The sequence below is a fragment of the Mucilaginibacter dorajii genome, from assembly GCF_024808255.1.
Lineage (GTDB): Bacteria > Bacteroidota > Bacteroidia > Sphingobacteriales > Sphingobacteriaceae > Mucilaginibacter > Mucilaginibacter dorajii.
Genome location: NZ_JANTYS010000001.1, coordinates 1 through 20,804 on the forward strand (window position 1 = coordinate 1; position 20,804 = coordinate 20,804).

Annotated in this window: 12 protein-coding genes; 3 read left to right on the plus strand and 9 right to left on the minus strand. The window is 42.7% G+C overall.

The features are described 5' to 3' along the window. Positions 1 to 327 precede the first annotated feature (327 nt). Together FHS10_RS00005 and FHS10_RS00010 are read left to right on the plus strand one after the other, a co-directional pair. Positions 328 to 2,631 (plus strand): family 20 glycosylhydrolase, encoded by a 2,304-nt coding sequence (locus tag FHS10_RS00005; protein WP_259086572.1) that lies wholly within the window; start codon positions 328 to 330, stop codon positions 2,629 to 2,631. Positions 2,632 to 2,650: 19 nt separating this feature from the next. Beyond that, positions 2,651 to 3,409 carry a PliI family lysozyme inhibitor of I-type lysozyme gene (locus tag FHS10_RS00010; RefSeq protein ID WP_259086573.1) on the plus strand — a complete coding sequence of 253 codons (759 nt, stop codon included), beginning with the start codon at positions 2,651 to 2,653 and terminating at the stop codon, positions 3,407 to 3,409. Positions 3,410 to 3,820: 411 nt separating this feature from the next. Here the strand turns inward: FHS10_RS00010 and FHS10_RS00015 are convergent, their stop codons facing one another. From FHS10_RS00015 to FHS10_RS00045, 7 genes are all read right to left on the minus strand, one after another. Next, the gene (locus FHS10_RS00015; RefSeq protein WP_259086574.1) at positions 3,821 to 6,616 is read right to left on the minus strand and encodes a TonB-dependent receptor; all 2,796 of its coding nucleotides are present in this window, start codon (positions 6,614 to 6,616) and stop codon (positions 3,821 to 3,823) included. Between the two features lie 181 nt (positions 6,617 to 6,797). Then, entirely contained in the window at positions 6,798 to 7,787 is a 990-nt protein-coding gene (locus tag FHS10_RS00020; protein WP_259086575.1) for a FecR family protein, read from the minus strand. Between the two features lie 403 nt (positions 7,788 to 8,190). Continuing rightward, positions 8,191 to 8,778, minus strand: a complete 588-nt coding sequence (locus FHS10_RS00025; protein ID WP_259086576.1) for an RNA polymerase sigma factor — start codon at positions 8,776 to 8,778, stop codon at positions 8,191 to 8,193. Positions 8,779 to 8,915: 137 nt separating this feature from the next. Beyond that, a complete protein-coding gene (locus FHS10_RS00030) occupies positions 8,916 to 9,491 on the minus strand; it encodes a peptidylprolyl isomerase (RefSeq protein ID WP_259086577.1) in 576 nt (191 codons plus the stop codon). 255 nt (positions 9,492 to 9,746) lie between these two features. Then, positions 9,747 to 13,406: a phosphoribosylformylglycinamidine synthase gene (purL, locus tag FHS10_RS00035; protein WP_259086578.1), complete on the minus strand. Its 3,660-nt coding sequence runs from the start codon at positions 13,404 to 13,406 to the stop codon at positions 9,747 to 9,749. A 206-nt stretch (positions 13,407 to 13,612) separates the two neighbouring features. Continuing rightward, complete coding sequence (locus tag FHS10_RS00040) at positions 13,613 to 16,063, minus strand: TonB-dependent receptor domain-containing protein (RefSeq protein WP_259086579.1); 2,451 nt, start codon at positions 16,061 to 16,063, stop codon at positions 13,613 to 13,615. 59 nt (positions 16,064 to 16,122) lie between these two features. Further along, on the minus strand, positions 16,123 to 16,812 hold the full coding sequence (locus FHS10_RS00045) for a VIT1/CCC1 transporter family protein (protein WP_259086580.1): 690 nt from the start codon (positions 16,810 to 16,812) through the stop codon (positions 16,123 to 16,125). A gap of 177 nt (positions 16,813 to 16,989) precedes the next feature. Here FHS10_RS00045 and FHS10_RS00050 point away from each other — a divergent pair, with 177 nt between their 5' ends. Then, the gene (locus FHS10_RS00050) at positions 16,990 to 17,799 is read left to right on the plus strand and encodes a patatin-like phospholipase family protein (RefSeq protein WP_259086581.1); all 810 of its coding nucleotides are present in this window, start codon (positions 16,990 to 16,992) and stop codon (positions 17,797 to 17,799) included. Between the two features lie 233 nt (positions 17,800 to 18,032). Here FHS10_RS00050 and FHS10_RS00055 read toward each other — a convergent pair whose 3' ends face one another. Both FHS10_RS00055 and FHS10_RS00060 read right to left on the minus strand, forming a co-directional pair. Beyond that, a complete protein-coding gene (locus FHS10_RS00055) occupies positions 18,033 to 19,352 on the minus strand; it encodes an SGNH/GDSL hydrolase family protein (protein ID WP_259086582.1) in 1,320 nt (439 codons plus the stop codon). A gap of 19 nt (positions 19,353 to 19,371) precedes the next feature. Further along, positions 19,372 to 20,595 carry an OmpP1/FadL family transporter gene (locus tag FHS10_RS00060; protein ID WP_259086583.1) on the minus strand — a complete coding sequence of 408 codons (1,224 nt, stop codon included), beginning with the start codon at positions 20,593 to 20,595 and terminating at the stop codon, positions 19,372 to 19,374. Positions 20,596 to 20,804: the final 209 nt, after the last annotated feature.

The following is a 20,804-nucleotide window of genomic DNA, read 5'->3' on the forward strand; positions in this document are numbered from 1 at the left end:
TTGCTGAGAAATTCAACGAAAACAGATAAACATGGAGCCAATACGTTGCAAACATAGAGGCCGCATCATTTGAATTATGATACGGCCTCCTTTAAGAGGATATTTAAGAGTCATTTGCTAAGCAGGTGGCTCTTTTTTCGTTTTAAAGGTCTTTTGTCTGATAGTCCCAAAGTCTTATCGTCTATTGTTCCCCTCTTCAAATTCTGTCCTTGCTCCTTCATCCTTCCATCCTTGGTCCCTTTTGTACCCAAAAGTTTACAAAGCAAAACTTCTTATAATTTTTTAAAAACTCTATATTCACCACGTAGTACCAACCTCACACTAAATATGTTAAAAAAAGCTTCCCTGCTGCTGTTCGCACTGCTTACATCATGCACTATTGTTGTTAACGCCCAGGATACTGATCCGTACGCGGGTATTATCCCGGCACCGGTATCGTTAAAAAAAGTACCCGGTCAGTTTATATTGAGCCAGGAAACCCGTATCCAGGCCGATTCACCTTCAAACAAAGCGGTAGTTTTTTTTAAAGATTATTTGGCCAATAACCAGGCTTATAATAAAGCCATCAGTTTAAAAGGGGCGGGGAACGCTTCAAACACCATTACCCTAACAGCTGCCGGTACCGATGGCTTGCCTGCCGAAGGTTACCGCTTAACGATCACCCCACAACAAATTACCGTTGCAGGTAAGGGCGCGGGCCTGTTTTATGGCATCCAAACACTTATCCAGCTGTTCCCGGCCGATAGGGCTGCTACCGCTAAATTACCTTGTGTACAAGTGGAAGATTATCCACGCTTTGGCTATCGTGGTGCTATGCTTGACGTAGGCAGGCACTTCTTCGGCGTAGAGATGGTGAAAAAATACATCGACCTGTTAGCTGCCTACAAACTGAATAACTTTCATTGGCACTTAACTGAAGACCAGGGCTGGCGCATCGAGATCAAAAAATATCCTAAGCTAACACAAATCAGCAGCGTGCGCGCGCAAACGCTGATTGGCGGCTATCGCGATAAAACACCTCAACAATTTGATGGCACGCCATACGGTGGTTTTTACACCCAGGATCAGATCCGCGATGTAGTTAAATACGCCGCCGCAAGATACATCAACATTGTACCCGAAATTGAAATGCCTGGCCACTCGCAGGCTGCCCTGGCCGCTTACCCCGAGTTGAGCTGCGATCCAACCAAAACTTATAAAGCTGCCGAAACCTGGGGCGTATTCAAAGATATTTATTGCCCAAGTGATAAAACCTTCGCGTTTATACAAGATGTATTGACCGAGGTGATGGAACTTTTCCCAAGTAAATACATCCACATTGGTGGCGATGAAGCGCCTAAGGATGCGTGGAAAGCTTCACCGTTTTGCCAGCAGCTGATCAAAAAACTAAAGCTGAAAGACGAGAACGAGCTGCAAAGCTACTTTATCCAACGGGTAGAAAAATTCCTGAACTCAAAAGGCCGTAACATCATAGGCTGGGACGAGATCCTGGAAGGTGGTCTTGCACCAAACGCGGCTGTAATGAGCTGGCGGGGCGAGGAGGGTGGCATTGCAGCGGCTCAGCAAAAACATAATGTGATCATGACGCCCGGCAGCCACGGCTTATATATCGACCATGGACAGGGCAAACCAAGCCAGGAGCCATTAAGTATTGGCGGTAACGAGCCATTATCAAAAATTTACAGTTATGACCCAACTCCCGAAGCCTTAACCGCAGAGCAGAAGAAATATATTATGGGCGTACAAGCCAACCTGTGGACAGAATACATCCCAACAGATGCCAAAGTTGAGTTCATGCTGCTGCCGCGTTTAATGGCCCTGTCAGAAATTGCCTGGTCGCCATTGGCTAATAAGAATTTTAAGGATTTTTCTGAAACCCGTTTACCAGGTCATTTAGCCTGGCTGGATAAAAACGGTTTTGATTACCACGTACCTGTTGCCATTGGCGCGGTTGATACCGTAATGATAGGTAGCCAGCTAACGGTAAACCTGAAACCATCTGTTGACGGTGCCAAAGTTTATTATACCATTGACGGCTATACCCCTCGCGAAACAGATTTAGAATACAATATCCCGATGACCTACACTGTACCGCAGGATCAATACCGCGAGTTGCAAACCATTGTTATTACCCCATCAGGTAAACGCAGTAACGTTACCCGTACATTGGTTTACAATAAAGCGCCTTTAGCCCCCGTTAATTATACAGGTGATGTGGCCGGCCTTAAATACCAGTTATATGCGGGCAATTTTGGCAGCACCAGCCAATTAACAGGTGCCGCTACAGATAGCGGTACGGTAAAAACCTTTAGTACAACTGATTTTAGAAAAAGTAAGGGTAAGTATGGTGTAATTTACAGCGGATTTATTAATATTGATGCTGATGGTAATTACGGCTTTTCAACCCTGTCTGCCAATGGTTCGGTGTTGTTAATTGACGACCAGGTGGTTGTTGATAACGACGGCAAACATGCGGTTAACGAGCAAATGGGTGCCGCGCCTTTAACAAAGGGCTATCATAAATTTACATTGAAATATGTAGATAATGGCGGTAACAATACCTTAAAGGTATTTATAGCCGCCCCGGGCAAAACCAAGGCTGAGTTAACAGCCGATGTGCTAAAAAACTAACAGAAGGATAAAACATATAATGATCAACAGGTTATATTATTTAGCTTTTTCATTAACTGCCGCCATTGCTTTGGCGGGCTGTGGTAACAGCGGAACAAAAACAGCGGTTGCGCCGCCTGCCCGTAAAAAGCCCGAATTAATGGCTCCTTTCAGGTTTCATAAACTGATCGAGGTTTCGCCGGGGCAAAGTTATGACGTTTTTAGCTGGGGCAGGGGATCGCAGGAGGCAGGGGCTTTTATGATCCTGCATTCGGATTCATCGGCCATAAAATATACCACCACAACCGGCGATCTGGATGGCAACATCATTGATGTTTACAATGCTGATATGGATCTGGACGGCAACCCTGAGATACTAATACAAGCCAAATCAAAAGATACCATTAACCGGGCAAGCATTTATGCTTTTGAGTTTAACGATAACAAGGCCAGCAAGCTCGATTTTCCAAAACTAAACTCATCCCAGCGTAAAGGCTACCGGGGCGAGGATAACTTTTACATCCGCGAGGGGAAGTTGATCCGGGAGTTTCCTATTTATAGTGGTACCGGTAAAGATGCCAAATCAACCGGTGCCAAACGTCAATTGGAATACGGCCTGAGCAGGAATGAGTTTACCGTTAAACAATTGAGTAAAGATTCTGTAGATGTAGCTACAAAGGCGACTACTGCGAGTACTCCGGTAAAGCAGGCCGATAAGCCAAGTGTCAAAAAATCTGAAAAGAAAAACTCATCAAAATCAAGCAAGAAAAAGAAACATAAAAGACATAGGGGGGATTAGATCCATGGTAAATGCATCTAATTGGGTTAACATAACTTAACACAATTTAAAAATATATTTTATAAATGATTAATAATCAATATTTTATATTTTTACATGGTTAACACTAAACTGATGTATCGTGCAATTTAGGCGCATCCAAATATTTGTGCCTGTTGTTGCCCAATACAGGTGCCGAATGGACCTGGATCTTTTAACCAGGATCAGATGATAAAAACAAGGTATCGTTTGATGCTTATATATTCCGAGGGCATAAGCTTATTCCGTTAGCTATTATAAAAAAACAGCTCATCGCCGTTAACTATTTAGATGGGTTTGCTCTGGGATTAGACCCTCTTTTATTTGATATTTCGTTAAAAACGGCTATTAGATGGATTATCTGATAGCCGTTTTTAACGAAATATAGTTTACTTAGTTTTTCACCCTGTTCTGCTCACTTTCGGCACCATTGGCATCGTGTTTACGCTGATCTGAAATCGTTTTGCCAAATCGATAGCTAAAAGTTAGTACGCCAAAACGGGTATCGTTTTGGTTATGGTAGGATGCATTCGTGTTTACCAGGTTGGTAATTATTCCCTGGTTTACATACGAATAAAATATATCATTAACCGCCAATTTAATAGAGGTACTTGTTGAAAGTTTTTTAGAAACAGCCATGTTTACCTGTCCCCGGCTACCTACTATAAACTGGGCCGAAGTAACCTTACTCCGGTAACTGCCGTCTAACTGGGCATTCCAGGTATCGCTTATTTTAAATTGCAGCATGGGGTTCACATAAACAAAGGTGCCTTTGGTATGTAAAAAGCCGTTATAAAATGCGCTTTTTGATTCCATTTGTGTTAATTCGGAATAGAGGTGAAAACTGAGCCATTTGGTTGGATCAAGCGTACCATCTATCGATATGCTTTTGTAGGTGCTTGTGCCTATGTTCCCTGGCCGGTCGTAGTAAATGCCATTAACAATCTCAATGGTTTCGTTAACATTGTCGGTTGTAGAGCCATAGCTTATTGTTGTAGTGAACTTGTTTTTATAGGTATGCGAAAGCTCAATGTCTGTTGAATAGGAAGGTTTAAGTAAAGGGTTACCAAGGTAATAGGTAAACTTATCAATCGGACTGATAAATGGGTTCAGGTCCTGGTAATAAGGGCGGTCTATCCTTCGCCCTATTTTAAGACCGAATTGATTATTGCTCATGGTATCCAGCTTGTACGATGCATAAAATGTAGGAAAAAAGCTGTTATAGTTGCGTTGAAATGCAGAGTCGGGTCTTTGCGCGTTCCCAAGCTGATGCCCATCAGAATTGGTGTTTTCAAACCGTAGCCCGGCTTCTATCGATAGCTTTTTAAAATCCTTATTTACATTTACATAGGCAGCGTTTATATTTTCCTTATAAATAAAATGGTTGCTTAGGTTGTAATCCGGGCTGCTTACCTGGTTAATTACGTTTGAGTAATCTGCCAGGTTATCTGTTTTTGTAAAGCTCGATTTTACACCGGCCATCAACTTCAATTTATTGGCAAAGGGGTGGGCATAATCAGTTTTGGCCGAATAAATATGAACATTTGCAGGTAAATTACCATTGCGCTGATCCTGTGTTGCAAGGCTTTGATCTGGCAGGTAAGTGAAATTGTTAAACTGCTGGTTTATATTTGATTGATAAACTATATAATCCACATCGGCGGTTAATTCTTTTCCGTTTTTATCATATTCGTGGCGGTAGTTAAAGTTGATGCCGCCGTTTTTGTTATTATAGATCTCGGTATTATGCGCCACAACTGCCGAATCTAATTGATGCCCTGCATTCAACAGGTTACTGGTGCTATTATAATCGCGGGTAAAGGGGCGGATGGAGCCGGTAAGCACAACACCGAACGTAGTTTTATCAGATGCGTAATAATCGGCCCCAAGCTTTGAAGCAGAAGCGTGGCCGTGTTGATAGATGTAGGTGTGTTGATTTAAGAAGGAGGTTGTACTGCCATCCGGGGCAAAATATTGCCTGTCTATATACAGGTTATTAAACCCACGCTGAACATTAAAGCTTAGGTTACCAAAAATATTCAGCTTACCATCGCGGTAATTGAAGTTAAAACTGTTATTGGTTTTTGAATATTTACCCTGTACAAATGCCAGGCTGATGCCTCCGTTAAACCCTTTGGCTGCATTCTTTTTGGTTTTAATGTTGATAACGCCTCCATTGCCGGCCGCGTCATACTGGGCAGGCGGGTTGGTCATGATCTCTATCTGGTCGAGGGTTGATGAGGGCAGCGACCGTAAATAGTTTTGAAGGTCCTCGCCCGATAGGTAAGTGGGTTTATTATCTATAAAAACGGTTACTCCCGATTTTCCCTTTAGGCTGATCACCCCGTTTTGATCAACCTGTACACCTGGTGATTTTTCCAGTACCTCAAGCGCTGTGATACCGGCGTTGCCTATCAGGGCATCTACATTAACAACTGTCCGGTCAAGTTTCTGTTCAATAAAAGGGCGGGTGCTTACAATGCTCACCTGCTTTAGCTGCCTTACGGCCGTGCTAAGTACCAAATCTGGCAGGGTTACCACCGGGGCATCGGCAAGCGTAATCGCAACGCTTAAACTATCTTTGCCCATGGCCGATAGCTTAACCAGGTAATCGCCTTTTGCAATTACCGATAACTTAAAATGACCGCCGGTATCTGTCTGTGTGGTTTGTAATATTTTATTAGCACTTTTTTCGCTCACGCTAACCATGGCGAATTCAACGGGCTTGTGATCGATTCCGATAACCCTGCCTTTAATTTCATAAGATATTTGCGATTGATTCTTTTGCAGCAGAATGCTTTGATCAACCTGCCTGAAAGATATAAAGGTATTTTGCAGCAATGCCTGCAAAATTTGTTCAATTGAGTTGGCTGTTTCTGTTAAGTTAAGGTTATTGATATGCCTGATGTCCGCTTTGCGGTAATAGAACCGAAGCGCGGTTTGTTGTTCAATTTTGTGGATAGCCGTTTCCAGGCTTTCACGTTTAAGGGCTATCGTTACCTTTTCGGTATGCATATCCTGTGCGCTTGAAACCGCTGCAGATAACAGCTGCACAGAGAGCATGGTAATAAAAGCAATAACGAAGCTTATACGCATCAGTTGTAGTATGGTTAATTTATTAGATAGCCGGCGGCTGGTTTTGCACGTACCTATAGCCGCCCTTCTCCGCTTTATTGCAGAAAAATTCATAATTTTAAATGTTTTAATGATTTCCGAATGATTTAAGACCCCGGTTAGTTCCGGGAAACCTGTAAGTCGATTGCCGTCGGCTTGCAGGTATTATTTTACCGGCTGCGCTTGTTCTGTGATTGAGCCGGTTTGTATCTGTTTCCTTTCCTGTATTTTGTAAATTAATAGATTGAATTTAGGGTTACTGATCGCATCCCGGTCCGTCAATGTTAATACTGCCGTCAGCGTTTGTTTTGTAGGTCGCGCCGTTAAAAGCGCATATTACCTTCAGTATTTTATTTAGGTTGTCTCCGTTTAAAGATGTGCCGGTGAACTGGCATTTTTTAACCTTTTCGTTGCTGAAACTGATTTTTACCTTAAAACGTTTTTCAAGGACGGTGGCGGCATTGGCAAAGCTGATATCTTCAAAATGAATCTCCTGTTGCTGCCATGCAATCACCTGCGTTACATCTACCTGTGCCTGGACGGCTGTTTGCGAATCAGTACGATAACTAATTTGTTGATTAGGGGTAAGAATGCCCAGTGTTTTATTGCCATTGCCCACGCTTACTTTACCGCGTGTTACCGTTACTACTATGGTGTGGCTTACCTTATCTTCCTTAATATTAAAAGCGGTACCCAACACGGTGGTGATCACTTTGCCTGTATGGATAAGGAATGGCCTGGTAACATCATGATTAATGTCAAAATAGGCCTCGCCAGATAGATAAACTTCCCGTGTTTTACCGTCGAAGGTTTTAGGATAAGTTAATTCCGAACCGGCATTCACCCAAACTTTGCTGCCATCGGCCAGCGTAAGTTGTTGTTTTTGGTTAATACCCGTTTTTAAAACAGTTTGCTCAACAACAGCGTCATCGTTATTAGTTGCCGACTGAATTAAATAAACGGAAAAAAAGATGATTAAAACGGCGGCGACTGCCGCAATGCTTCGCCATAAGATTTTCGACCGTTTTATTGGAACAACCTTAGCTCCTTTATTATCTATATCCTGACGGATGCTGCTGTAAAGGAAAGATAACCATTGCGTACGGTCGGCAGCGGCCATTTGGTGCCACTCGGCACTGGGGTTATTGGTATTGGCTAACCATTGCTCTACCCTTTCTTTTTCCGATGCCGATGCTTCTCCGCTTAAATAGCGGTCAAGCAATTTTTCCATGTCCTGCTGGCTCATTGTTTTAATGATTTTTGCAGTAGTCGGATGAAAGCGGATTTGGTACTATACGAAAATGAAAAAAAATTATTTTTTATTTAGAGCCTGTTTAAATTTCTTTCAAAAATATTTTTATATACTCCATTGAGTGCATATACACTCGTCATTGCGAGAACCCATCAGGGGTAAACCAAAAAAAAAGAGTGATGACGTTTAATGCCCATATGGGTTAGCGCAGACGACTCACCCCGACGAGGCTCCGCCCGTCTGCCCCTCTCTCCGGCTGCGCCGCATAGAGGGGCTAAAAAAGTTTTTTGTTTCCTCTAACCCTCTTTGCGGCTTGCCGGAGAGAGGGTGGTCCAGCGAAGCGTAGACCGGGTGAGTCGTTGCCGGCGTTCTCGCAATGATGATCTTTTTATTTATTCTAAAACAGGCTCTTATTACTAATCTCCCAAAGAATAGCAATAAAAGGAAGGGATTTACGTAAAACGGCAAGCGCGGTAGTCAGTTGATTTTTTACGGTTTGTTCCGAAATATTAAGCCTGGCGGCAATCTCCGGAATACTTAAATGCTGGTCTCGGCTTAACTGATAAATTTCCCGTACCCTTGGCGATAACTCATTCAAAGACTCATCAACTGTTCGTTTCAACTCCTTGGCTTCTAACTGTTGATGTGCATCGGGATAAAAGGACGTTTGTAAGGATTGCAGCATTGCCGAATAATCTTCCCGGGTAACGTTTTTGCGGATGTGATCAATAACCCGGTAGCGCACCGCACCAAATAAATATGATTTTAAATCGGCCTTTATTTCCAGGAGTAAGCGATCTTCCCAAAGTTTCACAAAAAGATCGTGGATGATATCCCTGGCATCTTCCAGCCTGAATAATTTCGAAGCTGCAAAGCCAGCAAGATTTTCTGCATACCGGGTGTAAATTTCTTCGAAAGCAGCTTCATCACCATCTTTTAAAAGACGAATTAACTGAAAATCTGCTTCGGATTGATATATACTCATGGTAGCAAGCAAATGTAATCTTTAGGGATAATATATTTAAAGAGGACTACAGGCATCCGCTAACATAAGTTAGAACACTTTAAGAGGTATTAGTTACGCTTATTTAAGACGAAAAAAAAGAGTTTTTCCAATCGATATCATTCCACCCGGTTTATCTCATAAACTTTTACTGGTTCAACCAGGTATTGCGCGTCATCTTTTTGTGATTGAATTTTTTTAACAACGTCCATACCTGCGGTTACCTTGCCAAAGGCGGCAAAGCCTTGTCCGTCGGGGTTACGGGCACCGCCATAATCTAAAGCTGGCTGGGCATTTATACAGATAAAAAACTGGCTTGTGGCAGAGTTTGGTCCGCTTCGGGCCATGGAGAGTGTACCATTTTGGTGCAGTAACCCAGTGGATTTGGTAGTTTCAATTTTTATACTGTCGAGGATCAGGCTATCGGGCATATTGCCACCCTGGATAACCTGGATTTTTACTTTCCTTGTGGCTTCGTTAACAGGAGTACAAACCCTGAAAAAGCTGCTGCCATTGTAAGCGTGCTTGTCTACATATTTCATAAAATTTGCTACGCTAACAGGCGCTTTAGTAGGATATAGTTCAATTGCTATATCACCCAGCGAAGTTTTAATAAGACAATGTATCGGCTTTTGTGCAAAGGCTGTCAAAACGGAGGTTACGGCTAAACAAAAAATGGCGATTGCTTTTTTCATAAGGAATAGTATCTAAATACCGAAAGGTACAGTTTCTTTGGTTTAGATTTTACGTGGTATATGGGTTAGCACAATTTAACTTTGGATGTTTTTGGGGAATTTGCACCATCTTACAGCCAAATCTGTTGATCAAACCGATTTGTAAAAAGTCCCTGCAAAGCGGGAGACGCAAAATATTGCGTCTCTACAAAAAAACATATAAAAAAACGCTCCTCATCAGAAAATGAGAAGCGTTAAATCTTAAAAGAGTTTCTGTTATTTACCTTCCAACCAAACACGGGCATTAACAAATGCCTCCATCCATGGCGAAACCTCGTCTTTACGGCCTTGTGGATAATTAGCCCAATGCCATTGAAATAAAGAACGCTCAATATGTGGCATCATCACCAGGTGACGACCGGTTTTATCGCACATCATAGCCGTGTTATAGTCAGATCCGTTTGGATTAGCCGGGTAACTTTGGTATCCATATTTGGCAACAATTCCGTACTGATCTTCGGTATATGGCAACTGGAATTTTCCTTCGCCATGCGAGATCCAAACACCCAGTGTTGAACCGGCCAGGCTCGATAACATTACCGAGTTATTTGGCTGTATGGTAAGCGATGTAAAGCCGCTTTCGTGCTTGTGGCTCTCGTTATGCAGCATTTTGGGCTTGTCGGCATGGTCGGGGTTAATCAATCCTAACTCTACAAACAGCTGGCAGCCGTTACAAATACCAACAGATAAAGTATCATCGCGTTTAAAGAAATTCTCAAGCGCTATGCGTGCTTTTTCGTTATATAAAAACGCGCCGGCCCAGCCTTTAGCCGAACCTAAAACATCTGAGTTGGAAAAGCCGCCAACAGCACCAATAAACTGAATGTCTTCCAAGGTTTCACGGCCCGAGATGAGGTCGGTCATGTGCACATCTTTTACATCAAAGCCGGCCAGGTACATGGCGTTAGCCAGCTCCCGTTCAGAGTTACTGCCTTTTTCACGTATCACCGCGGCTTTTGGTCTTGGTTTAGATGCATCTATCACCGGTTTTTTACCTGTAAAGCCTGCCGGGAAATTGTATGTTAAAACGTGATTTTTATAGTTGTCAAAACGCTCTTTAGCTTTAACTGGTCCGCTTTGTTTTTGATCTAACAGGTATGATGTTTTAAACCATACATCGCGCAGGTGATCAATATCAAAGGCCCAGTTGCCGCTTGCGTTTGCTACATTAAGGGTGGCCGACGATGATACCGTACCAATTTTATGGAAAGCCACTCCATTGGTATTAAGTAGATCTTCAACAGCGCTATCAGCCTGGAAAACAATACCGATGTTTTCGGCAAACAGGGTTTCAATAATATCCTGTGAACCTAAGCCGCTCAGGTTAATATTAGCACCTAAATCACGTTCGGCAAAACAAAGTTCAAGCAGTGTGGTAATTAAACCGCCGCTGCCAATATCATGCCCGGCCTGGATCTGCCCGGCTTTAATTAATTGCTGTAAGGTGTTAAAGGTATTTTTAAAACCATCGGCATTTAAAACATCCGGTGTTTCTGTTCCTATTTTATTCAGGATCTGGGCAAATGACGATCCGCCAAGTTTATAGGTATCTGCAGATAGGTTAATGTAATAAATAGCACCACCGTCTTTCTTCAAAACAGGCTCAATCACCGCAGTCAAATCATCGCAATGACCGGCTGCCGATATGATCACTGTACCTGGGGCAATTACATCACCATCCTTGTACTTTTGTTTCATTGATAAGGAGTCCTTACCCGTTGGGATGTTAATACCCAGATCGATAGCAAAGGCCGAGCAGGCTTTTACAGCCGCATATAAACGGGCGTCTTCACCTTCGTTTTTACAGGCCCACATCCAATTGGCAGATAGTGATACACTTTGCAAGCCATCTTTTAACGGTGCCCAAATGATATTTGAAAGCGACTCGGCTATGGCGTTCCTGCTCCCGGCTGCCGGGTTAATTAATGCCGATAACGGGGCGTGACCAATTGAAGTGGCAATGCCATCTTTACCCTGGTAATCAAGCGCCATTACACCGCAGTTGTTTAAAGGTAATTGTAAAGCACCAGCACATTGCTGTTTAGCAACCCGACCACCTACGCAACGGTCAACTTTATTTACCAGCCAGTCTTTACAAGCAACGGCTTCCAACTGTAAAACCTGTTCAAGGTAATTGTTTAGCTGGGCGGTATCGTAGGTTACAGGCTGATATTTATGGGCAACAGTTTTATCGTGCATCACCACTTTGGGTGAGCTGCCAAACATATCGTCCATTTTTAGGTCCATGGGTTTTGCGCCCGTGGTGGCCGATTCAAAAGTGAAACGATGGTCGCCGGTTACTTCACCTACAGTGTACATTGGGGCGCGTTCACGGTCGGCAATGCGTTGTAGGGTCCCCAGGTTTTCCTGACCGATAACCAGGCCCATACGTTCCTGTGATTCATTTCCAATGATTTCTTTGGCCGATAGGGTAGGGTCACCGACAGGCAATTTATCCAGGTCTATTTTACCACCTGTTTCTTCCACTAATTCAGATAAACAGTTTAAGTGACCGCCGGCGCCATGGTCATGGATTGAAACAATGGTGTTGGCATCACTTTCAATCATACCACGCACAGCGTTGGCCACACGTTTTTGCATTTCGGGATTTGAACGCTGAATGGCGTTTAATTCAATACCCGAGCCTAAAGCACCGGTATCGGCAGATGATACCGCAGCACCGCCCATGCCTATACGGTAGTTATCGCCACCTAAAACAACAATTTTATCATGCGTAGCGGGTGTCGATTTTTTAGCCTGATCTGCCTTGCCGTAGCCAATACCGCCGGCCTGCATAATTACTTTATCATAACCCAACTTGCGGCCTTGTTCATCGTGCTCAAAGGTCAATACCGACCCGGTAATAAGCGGCTGGCCAAATTTGTTACCAAAATCTGATGCGCCGTTTGATGCTTTTATCAAAATATCAACAGGCGATTGGTAAAGCCATTTGCGTTCGATAACGCCGTTTTCCCAGGGTCTGTCCTGCGCCAGGCGCGATAAAGCAGTCATGTAAACAGCAGTACCTGCAAGGGGCAAAGAACCCTGTCCACCTGCCAGTCGGTCTCTGATCTCGCCGCCAGAGCCGGTAGCAGCACCGTTAAAGGGCTCCACAGTGGTCGGGAAATTATGTGTTTCGGCTTTCAGTGAAATTACCGATTCAAAATCTTTTATTTCGTAGTATTCCGGCACATCCGGGCGTTTAGGTGCAAATTGCTGCACTATTGGGCCTTTAACAAAAGCCACATTATCTTTATAGGCCGAAACAATACCATTAGGGTTGGTCTCGGATGTTTTCCGGATCATTTTAAACAACGATATAGGCTGTTCTTCGCCATCAATAACAAATGTGCCGTTAAAAATTTTATGACGGCAATGCTCTGAATTTACCTGAGAGAAACCGAAAACTTCCGAATCGGTTAGTTTGCGGCCCAGTTTTTCAGATAAGCCATTTAAGTAAGCAACCTCTTCTTCGCTTAGTGATAAGCCTTCCTGTTGATTGTATTGGGCTATGTCGGCTATTTCAAGTATAGCCTCGGGCTTAATTTTAATGGTGTAGACATCCTGATCGAGCGCTGTATATTTTTGAAACAGCATAGGGTCAAAGCCAGTAAAGCCGGCATCAACCACAGCAAATTCTTCAATCCTGATAATGCCGTCAATTCCCATATTCTGGGTGATTTCAACAGCGTTGGTGCTCCATGGGGTTACCATTGTTGCACGGGGACCAATAAAAAAACCGGAAATATTGGTTTCCGGATTTAATGTCGCGCCTGCAAACAGCCAGCTTAATTTAGAAATATCAGTGGGGTTGAGCGTTTGATTTTTTTGTACGGCAAATACCGTATCTGCATTGTTAAAAAAGAAATAGATCATAGCCTCGATTCAAGGCGCAAAGTTACAGTTTTTTTAAAAAATAACAGTGCTTTTATAGCGTGGTTTATGATGTAATCGCATAAAAATCAAATCGGCAATCAAAAAAATCGCCATTTTATGCGAAATGTTGATAACGTCAATCTTATCCACAATAAAATGATGTTCAGATTCTTATTTGCCTAATTGAACAGTTGACCGAATTATAATTAATGCGCCCTGTCTTGTTCGCTATTCGCGCCACCGGTATCGCGTTTTTGAGGTGTATTGGTTGATTTACCGAAACTGTAAGTAAAGGCCAGGGTGGCCACCTGCGTATCTAAATAATTATGATACGTTGAAGTAGCGCCCACTATATTGGTAATGGCACCGCTCGGGCTAAACGAATGTAAAATATCGCGCATATTAAGCTTAATGTTGCCTTTGTTATTCAGTATTTTTTTCTGGATAGCACCATTAAGCATTCCGGTAGGTATAGAAACAAATTGCCCGTAAGTACCGCTGGTATTAAAAAAACCGCTTATTTCGGCACTCCATGTTTTTGATATGGTGAACTGGTTGCTGCCGTTGGCGCTAAAGGTAGTTTTGGATTGGTTAAGATAACCGGAATAAAATGCTCCCTGGTAGTTGTTGTTATATACTTCGGCATATAAATTAACCGACCACCACTTGGTGGGCTGCAAATTGGTATTTACCGAAAAATCCCACGTTTTTTGTTGCCCTATGTTACCCGTGGTGCTTATAAATACATTGCCGCTTTTGTGGATAGTTTCATTTTGAACATCGCTGGTATAATTATAAGTAACAGCAATAGTAAACAGGCTTTTAAAACTATAAGCCAGTTTATAATTATCTGTAAACTGCGGTTTAAGGAAGGGGTTGCCAGAAAAATAGGTGAACTTATCTACAAAAAATGTGAAAGGGTTTAAGCTCCCGTAATTAGGGCGGCCTATCCGGCGGCCGTAAGAAGCAACCAGTACATTATGCCCTGCCGTATCAATATTATAAGAAAAATAAGCAGTGGGGAACAGGTTGGTATAATGTTTTACAAATGATGAATCGGGTTTTTGAGCGTTGCCCAACTGGTGTCCAGAGCCATTGGTATTTTCAACCCGCAAACCTGTTTGTACCGAAAACCGGTGAAAGGTTTTATTGAAATTAACGTACGCGGCGTTCAAATTCTCTTTATATAAAAAGCGATTGGTATTGTTGTAGTCGATGGTGTTTACGTTATCAATTACGTTAAAATAGTTTGCGGCATTATCTGTATTTACATAGCTGCTTTTAACGCCGGCTTCAAATTTAGCCTTGCCTTTGAGCGGATGGGTATAATCTGCCTTGGCCGAGTAAATGTTGATGGTAGCAGGTAAATCATCGTTAATGGTTTGTGAATTGGTTAAAGTACCATCGGGCAAAAAGGTATTATTTACAAACTGTTGAGTGCTGCCTGATGCATCGTGGATATAATCCAGATCGAACGTAAGCGCCCTGCCGGTACTATCAAATTTATGGGTATAATTTAGGTTGATACCGTTGCTATTGAAATGATTTTTAGATGTATTGAGTGTGTTAATGGTTGAATCTAACCCTCCGGTATTGTTATACAATAAGCTATACACCGGGCTGCTATCATGATCGCGCGATATGGTGCCGGTATATACTATACCCCAGGTTGTTTTGGGCGATACAAAATAATCGGCCCCTGCCTTAATGTTGGTATTGTTACTTGTGGGCCTGAAATAAGAAATATCCTGTAGTGAGGAGGTTGGGTTGCCGTTAGTGTCGAAATAATTACGGTCAATTTCAAGTCGCCGGTAAGTTTTTTGTCCGTTATAGGCAACGTTGGCAAACAGGTTAACCTTATCTATCCGGTAATTAAAGTTGATACTCTCATTGGTGCGGTCATAATGCCCCCGGGCAAAATCTGCCGATACTACTGCATTAAAGCCGCGGGTAGTATTCTTTTTAGTTTTAATATTGATCACGCCCGCGTTTCCGGCAGCATCGTACTTGGCTGGTGGGTTATCCATCAACTCTATCTGATCTAACGCCGACGACGGCAACGACCGCAGGTAAGTGGCCAGGCTTGTTGCCGAAAGGTAGGTAGGTTTATCATCAATCATTACCAATACGCCGCTTTTACCCTTAAAGGTAATATTACCGTCGGCATCTACCTGTACTCCCGGGCTTTTTGACAGTACTTCCAATGCGTTAGCTCCTGTATTGGATATCAGCGCCCCAACATTAACTACCGTACGGTCAATCTTTTGCTGCACATATGATTTTTGAGCGGTTATTGATACCTCTTTCAGTGTTTTGCCGGTCGGTGTTAAAATAAACGCGGGTAAACTAACCGGTTTTTGATCACTTACAACAATGGAGCCGCTTAGGTAATTTTTGTAACCTATATAGGTAGCTTTAATGAGATAAGTGTTGTTTTTTAAGTTTTGAAAAGCGAAGCTGCCATCTGCATTAACAAGTTGGGTATGTACCACTGCCGAATCCTTTGCGGTAAGTAAAATGACGGTGGCACCATCCAGCGGCCTTTTAGCACCATCTAAAACGGATCCCGAGATTTTAGCTCCCGGGCTTTGTGCATAGGCAAAATTGAATACAAACAGTGTGAATACGGTTAAAAAAAGTACCTGTACAAATTTCATAACCTAAAGACACCTGTTTGGTTAAGTTAGTTACACCCTTTTAATAATTTATACCATAATTATTTGCCGTTAATGAGTTTTGCCATGCCAAATGCAGCACCGGCGGCTAATGCGCCAATAATAACTACTTTAATTGCTCCGCTTAATGCGGGTTGCCCGGTAAGTTTGCTTTTAAAGTAGCCAAATATAAACAGGCAAATTAAAGTTACACCGCAGGAGTAATACAATGCTTCCTGGGCCGTATGGATAATAAGATATGGCGATAAAGGGATAATACCGCCAACTATGTAGGATATGCCGATAGTAAAAGCGCTTTTTGTTGCACGGTTAGGGTCAGGTTCTTCTAATCCCAACTCATATTTCATCATAAAGTCGACCCACTTTTTTTTGTCTTTGGATAGCTCTTCGGCTATTTGATCCTGTAAATGGGTGGATAAGCCAAATTCAGCAAACACTTCTTTTACTTCGGCTTTTTCCTGTTCAGGTACTAATTCAACCTCGTTGTATTCACGTTTCAGTTCAGAATTGTAATGGTCGGCTTCCGTTCGTCCGGCTAAAAAGCCACCCAGGCCCATGGCAATTGATCCTGCCACTATTTCGGCTATGCCGGCAGTTACTACAAGGCCTGATGAGGTTACTGCTCCGCTCAATCCGGCAGCCAGTGCAAACGGGACAGTTAACCCATCAGACATGCCGATAACAATATCCCTGATGGTTTCTGAGCTGGTAACGTGATGTTCTTTATGCATGCTTTTTTATTTGTATAAATATATCAATGGAATGTATTGTACGCAACTCCTATATATGTTAAGTTTGGTGATCATTATTATTATGAATATGCTCGCTTGTTTAACTTTTATTTGATGTTAAACATCAGATAATCAATGTTTTATTTTGTAGGTATGTGACAATGTTAAAAGTATAAAATGGATACAACCATCGATCAAAATTGTCCTAAAAGAATAGGTATAGCGCTTTCCGGAGGCGGTGTGCGCGGAGTGTCGCATTTAGGTGTAATGCAGGCCATGATTGATCATGGTATAAAATTTTCGCATATATCCGGCACCAGCGCAGGGGCCATTGCGGCAGCTTTTATAGCCGAAGGTTACGCCCCGAAAGAAATATTGCAGATAATTAAAGAAAGCAGCTTGCTTAAATTATTACGTCCTGCTTTTGGCAGTAATGGCTTGATTTCGATACTGCATGCCCGGCATTTAATATCGAAATATATACCGCATAACTCATTTCAGGACCTTAAAATCAAAATTACGGTTGCCGCTGTTGATCTGGGCGAAGCTCGGCAGGTTTATTTTACTGACGGTGAGCTGGATATGGCCATATTAGCTTCATGCTGTTTACCAGGTATTTTTAAGCCTATCATCATTAACAACCACATGTATGTAGATGGTGGGATACTCAATAATTTCCCGGTAGAGCCATTGATAGGCAATTGCGACCTGATCATGGGCTCGTCATGTAATCATTTACCTGTAGTTAAGGAAATTAAGTCTTTTGGAGAACTGGTTGACCGGGCCGCAATGATTTCTGTAAACTCAAACCTTAATACCCGCAAAATTTTATGCGATATAGTTATTGAACCGCATGGTTTGGGCGGGTATGGTATTTTTGATACCGATGCAGCCGAAGAAATTTATATGATAGGCTACGAAGAGGGGCTAAAAACTATCAATGGCAACCAAAAGCTGAAAGATATTATCCAGGCGCAAAAAAAATAACATGGTCAATAAACCATTCCTTCCCGATTTGACTGGTTGAAGGCTGGATATTTGCCTCATGAATTTTAGTAACTAACCTTTAAAGAAATTTGAACAGGCGTTTAAGAACCTACAAATTTGCGTTAAAAACAGTGCTAAAAGTTGGCAAAAACAAGATAAGCTATCCTTGTATGGGATAGCTTATCCTGGTAATTTGTATTCCTGTCTAAATCTGCTAAAAACTGCCGGTTAAATCAGGGGAACTTAACCCCGTTATAATCTGATATATTTACCTGTGGTATAGTGGAGTTGTATTTATTGTTGATAGCCTTAATAAACTCGTTGGCAACTATGGCGTAGCCGCGCGGCGTAAGGTGTATCCCATCTAAAGAAAACAAACCACCACTGATATAGTTAGAGTTAATGCTTACCCCGTCAACCACCATCCCGTTCTGTTTTATATTTAACAGAAAAGCATAGGCATCATATACAGCAAGACCTTTTGCCGCTGCTACGTTTTTTATGATGGTATTGTATGATGTTACATAATCTTCGGTTAAGGCGGTTTCCTTTTCGTCAAGTACGTATTGATTGTCTATAGGGGTATAAGGGGTTAGTCCGTAAGGTAGCGGTCCGTATGGGGTGGTAACCGTTTGACCAATTTTACTTGTAGGGAAGGTGAGTATAATAAGATCACTGGTTGTTGCCGCGCGTGGGGCATAGGTACTGCCCGAAACCAGCGCGTTAATATATAGTGCTTTTGCAGCCGGGTTTACTTTTTGTACGCCGGCAAGTATCGCAGAAACGGTTACGGTATTGAAATAGGGTAGTGAAGTAACATCTGGAATAGTAGCCACCACGCCTTTTTGCCCTTTAGCGGTTAAGGTATTTATCAAAACATTGTACAAATATGCAAAAGTGTTTTTGTCGGTAAGTACATCGCCGGCACCACCCGATACAGCGTAGCTTAAAGCATCGTTATTACCCAGCCAGTTTGAAAAGAAGGTAAAAGGCTTGGCGGTAACAAAATCAAGATAAGTGGTGGAGTTTGTTGGCGAATTACCGGGTAAAAGCCGCTCAAAATAACTATTAAGGTTGCCATAGGGTGCATAAGTAATATGCATCAGCTTAATACCGGGTACGCCATAGTTATTGATATCACCAGCATATTTGGTATACAGGATAACATTGCCAAAACCCGGAACGGTTAACTGACCCCGGATAGCCAGGTTTGTAGTAACCGGTGTAGTAATAGGCGTACCATCGGCATTAAAGCCGGTTAAAGACAAATAGCCCGATCCGTTTGCCTGGCTGGTGCTGAATAATGGCTGCGTGAAGGTACCCCCGCCAACCGCCTGCATTTGTTTGCCAATAATGCTTGGGTAAGATACCTGTTGCCCTGCCAGGTATAAACCACCATCGGCGTAACCGGCTGTAAGGGAATTGCCTACCGATATGTATCTCGAAAAATCGGCAGAGCCCGCAACGGGTTTCGGCGTATGGATCTCGGTTTTGCAGGCAACTAATAAAAGTAACCCAGCAATAATATAAATATGTTGTTTAAACGTTTTCATGTAATAATTTCTTTAAGGGTTACCAATGATAGGCCAATGAAACTCCCGGGATATAAACATTGGTTTTAAATGTTCCCGATAATTGCGATTCAATATTGGTTTGAGTACGCTGCATCAAATGTTCGTATTCAAAAGATACATCTATATCAAGGTGTTTGGCCAATGTATAACCCAGTCCTAATGTGCCATATACGCGATTGGCATCCGGTGCTTCGGGGGTTACATAACCATCGGCAACTGCGGTACTGGCATAGCCGCCGCCAAAACGAAGCGCAAGGGTGCTTGTAGCTTTGTACTGCGCGCCGCCCCGTATACTAACTGCCTGTTGGTAATTCCTGGCAGAGTGCGTATCCTGTAACGCGGCAGTATTGGTTTTATAATCAAATGATAATGTTTTATAAACATCCCAGTTAACCAGGTTGGCATCAAGGGCCAGTATCCACTTACTGCTGGGGTAAAACCCAAAGCCTATTGAATTGGTGGCCGGTAATGGAATGGTTGAGGTAAAAGTATTAGGCTGCGGAAAACTGCTTTGTAGTGATGCCGGTACGCTGAAAATGGCATTGCCGCCAGCGATGGTTGTATTTACTTTCGACCGGTGCGTGATACCTATAGTTACACCCGATTCTGTTTTAATGTAAATGCCTGCATTCCATCCGTAACCTTTACCACTGCCTTTTAATTCGGCCTGGCCGGGATCGCCGGCGCTGTTGGCTACCGGTATTGCCCGGGTTAAATCAACACTCCCGTGGTTGTAAACAAAACCGCCCCCGATGCTCAGGAAACTGGCCAGTTTAATACTTAATGTAGGCTGAAAATAAATGGCTTTTAAATTAAGGCTTTCTAACACGTATTTGCCCTGCCAGGTGTTGCCCCAGTCTGTTAAACCGCCAAAAGGTGTATAAACACCAAGACCGAACTTCCAGAAAGATGATTTTGGTCCCCATACCCCATAAAATTCAAATGGAGTAGCAACTTTGTTTGCAGTTCTGTTTTGTACCGATGTTCCCGCCGGGTTGAAATCAGATTTGAAAAATAATGGGCTTATGCCACCTTGCAGATAGTTTTCGGGCAGCATAGCTACCGCGCCGGGGTTAAAAAATACAGATGCGCCATCCTGAAGGGTACCTACCCCGGTATGGCCCATCCCAATTTGCTTTTGTCCCTCCAGGTTTACCTGGAAACCCTGGGAAAAAGCCATCAGCGGCGCTATAAATAGCGCCAATAGTAAAACTTTTTTCATAAGAATATAATTGGTTCATAACAGGCAATTGTATGAGGAATACAGCTTGCAACTATCAGGAATAAAATTAGTGCGGATTAAAAAGAAAAAAAGGGCTATAATGCGGAGATATTAGTCAAAAAGTCGGTTGATTGGTTGATTATGTTGAGTGAGTTGGATTAGGTTGGTCGGATAACGTTTTAATATAATATCTGCGATGAAAATCTAAC

What these genes read in the sequence shown, in the direction of transcription:
- FHS10_RS00020 (WP_259086575.1), bottom strand. Translation starts at nt 7,787, where the DNA reads ATGAGCCAGCAGGACATGGAAAAATTGCTTGACCGCTATTTAAGCGGA.
- purL (WP_259086578.1), bottom strand. Translation starts at nt 13,406, where the DNA reads ATGATCTATTTCTTTTTTAACAATGCAGATACGGTATTTGCCGTACAA.
- FHS10_RS00055 (WP_259086582.1), bottom strand. Translation starts at nt 19,352, where the DNA reads ATGAAAACGTTTAAACAACATATTTATATTATTGCTGGGTTACTTTTA.
- FHS10_RS00060 (WP_259086583.1), bottom strand. Translation starts at nt 20,595, where the DNA reads ATGAAAAAAGTTTTACTATTGGCGCTATTTATAGCGCCGCTGATGGCT.
- FHS10_RS00030 (WP_259086577.1), bottom strand. Translation starts at nt 9,491, where the DNA reads ATGAAAAAAGCAATCGCCATTTTTTGTTTAGCCGTAACCTCCGTTTTG.
- FHS10_RS00015 (WP_259086574.1), bottom strand. Translation starts at nt 6,616, where the DNA reads ATGAATTTTTCTGCAATAAAGCGGAGAAGGGCGGCTATAGGTACGTGC.
- FHS10_RS00010 (WP_259086573.1), top strand. Translation starts at nt 2,651, where the DNA reads ATGATCAACAGGTTATATTATTTAGCTTTTTCATTAACTGCCGCCATT.
- FHS10_RS00050 (WP_259086581.1), top strand. Translation starts at nt 16,990, where the DNA reads ATGGATACAACCATCGATCAAAATTGTCCTAAAAGAATAGGTATAGCG.
- FHS10_RS00025 (WP_259086576.1), bottom strand. Translation starts at nt 8,778, where the DNA reads ATGAGTATATATCAATCCGAAGCAGATTTTCAGTTAATTCGTCTTTTA.
- FHS10_RS00040 (WP_259086579.1), bottom strand. Translation starts at nt 16,063, where the DNA reads ATGAAATTTGTACAGGTACTTTTTTTAACCGTATTCACACTGTTTGTA.
- FHS10_RS00005 (WP_259086572.1), top strand. Translation starts at nt 328, where the DNA reads ATGTTAAAAAAAGCTTCCCTGCTGCTGTTCGCACTGCTTACATCATGC.
- FHS10_RS00045 (WP_259086580.1), bottom strand. Translation starts at nt 16,812, where the DNA reads ATGCATAAAGAACATCACGTTACCAGCTCAGAAACCATCAGGGATATT.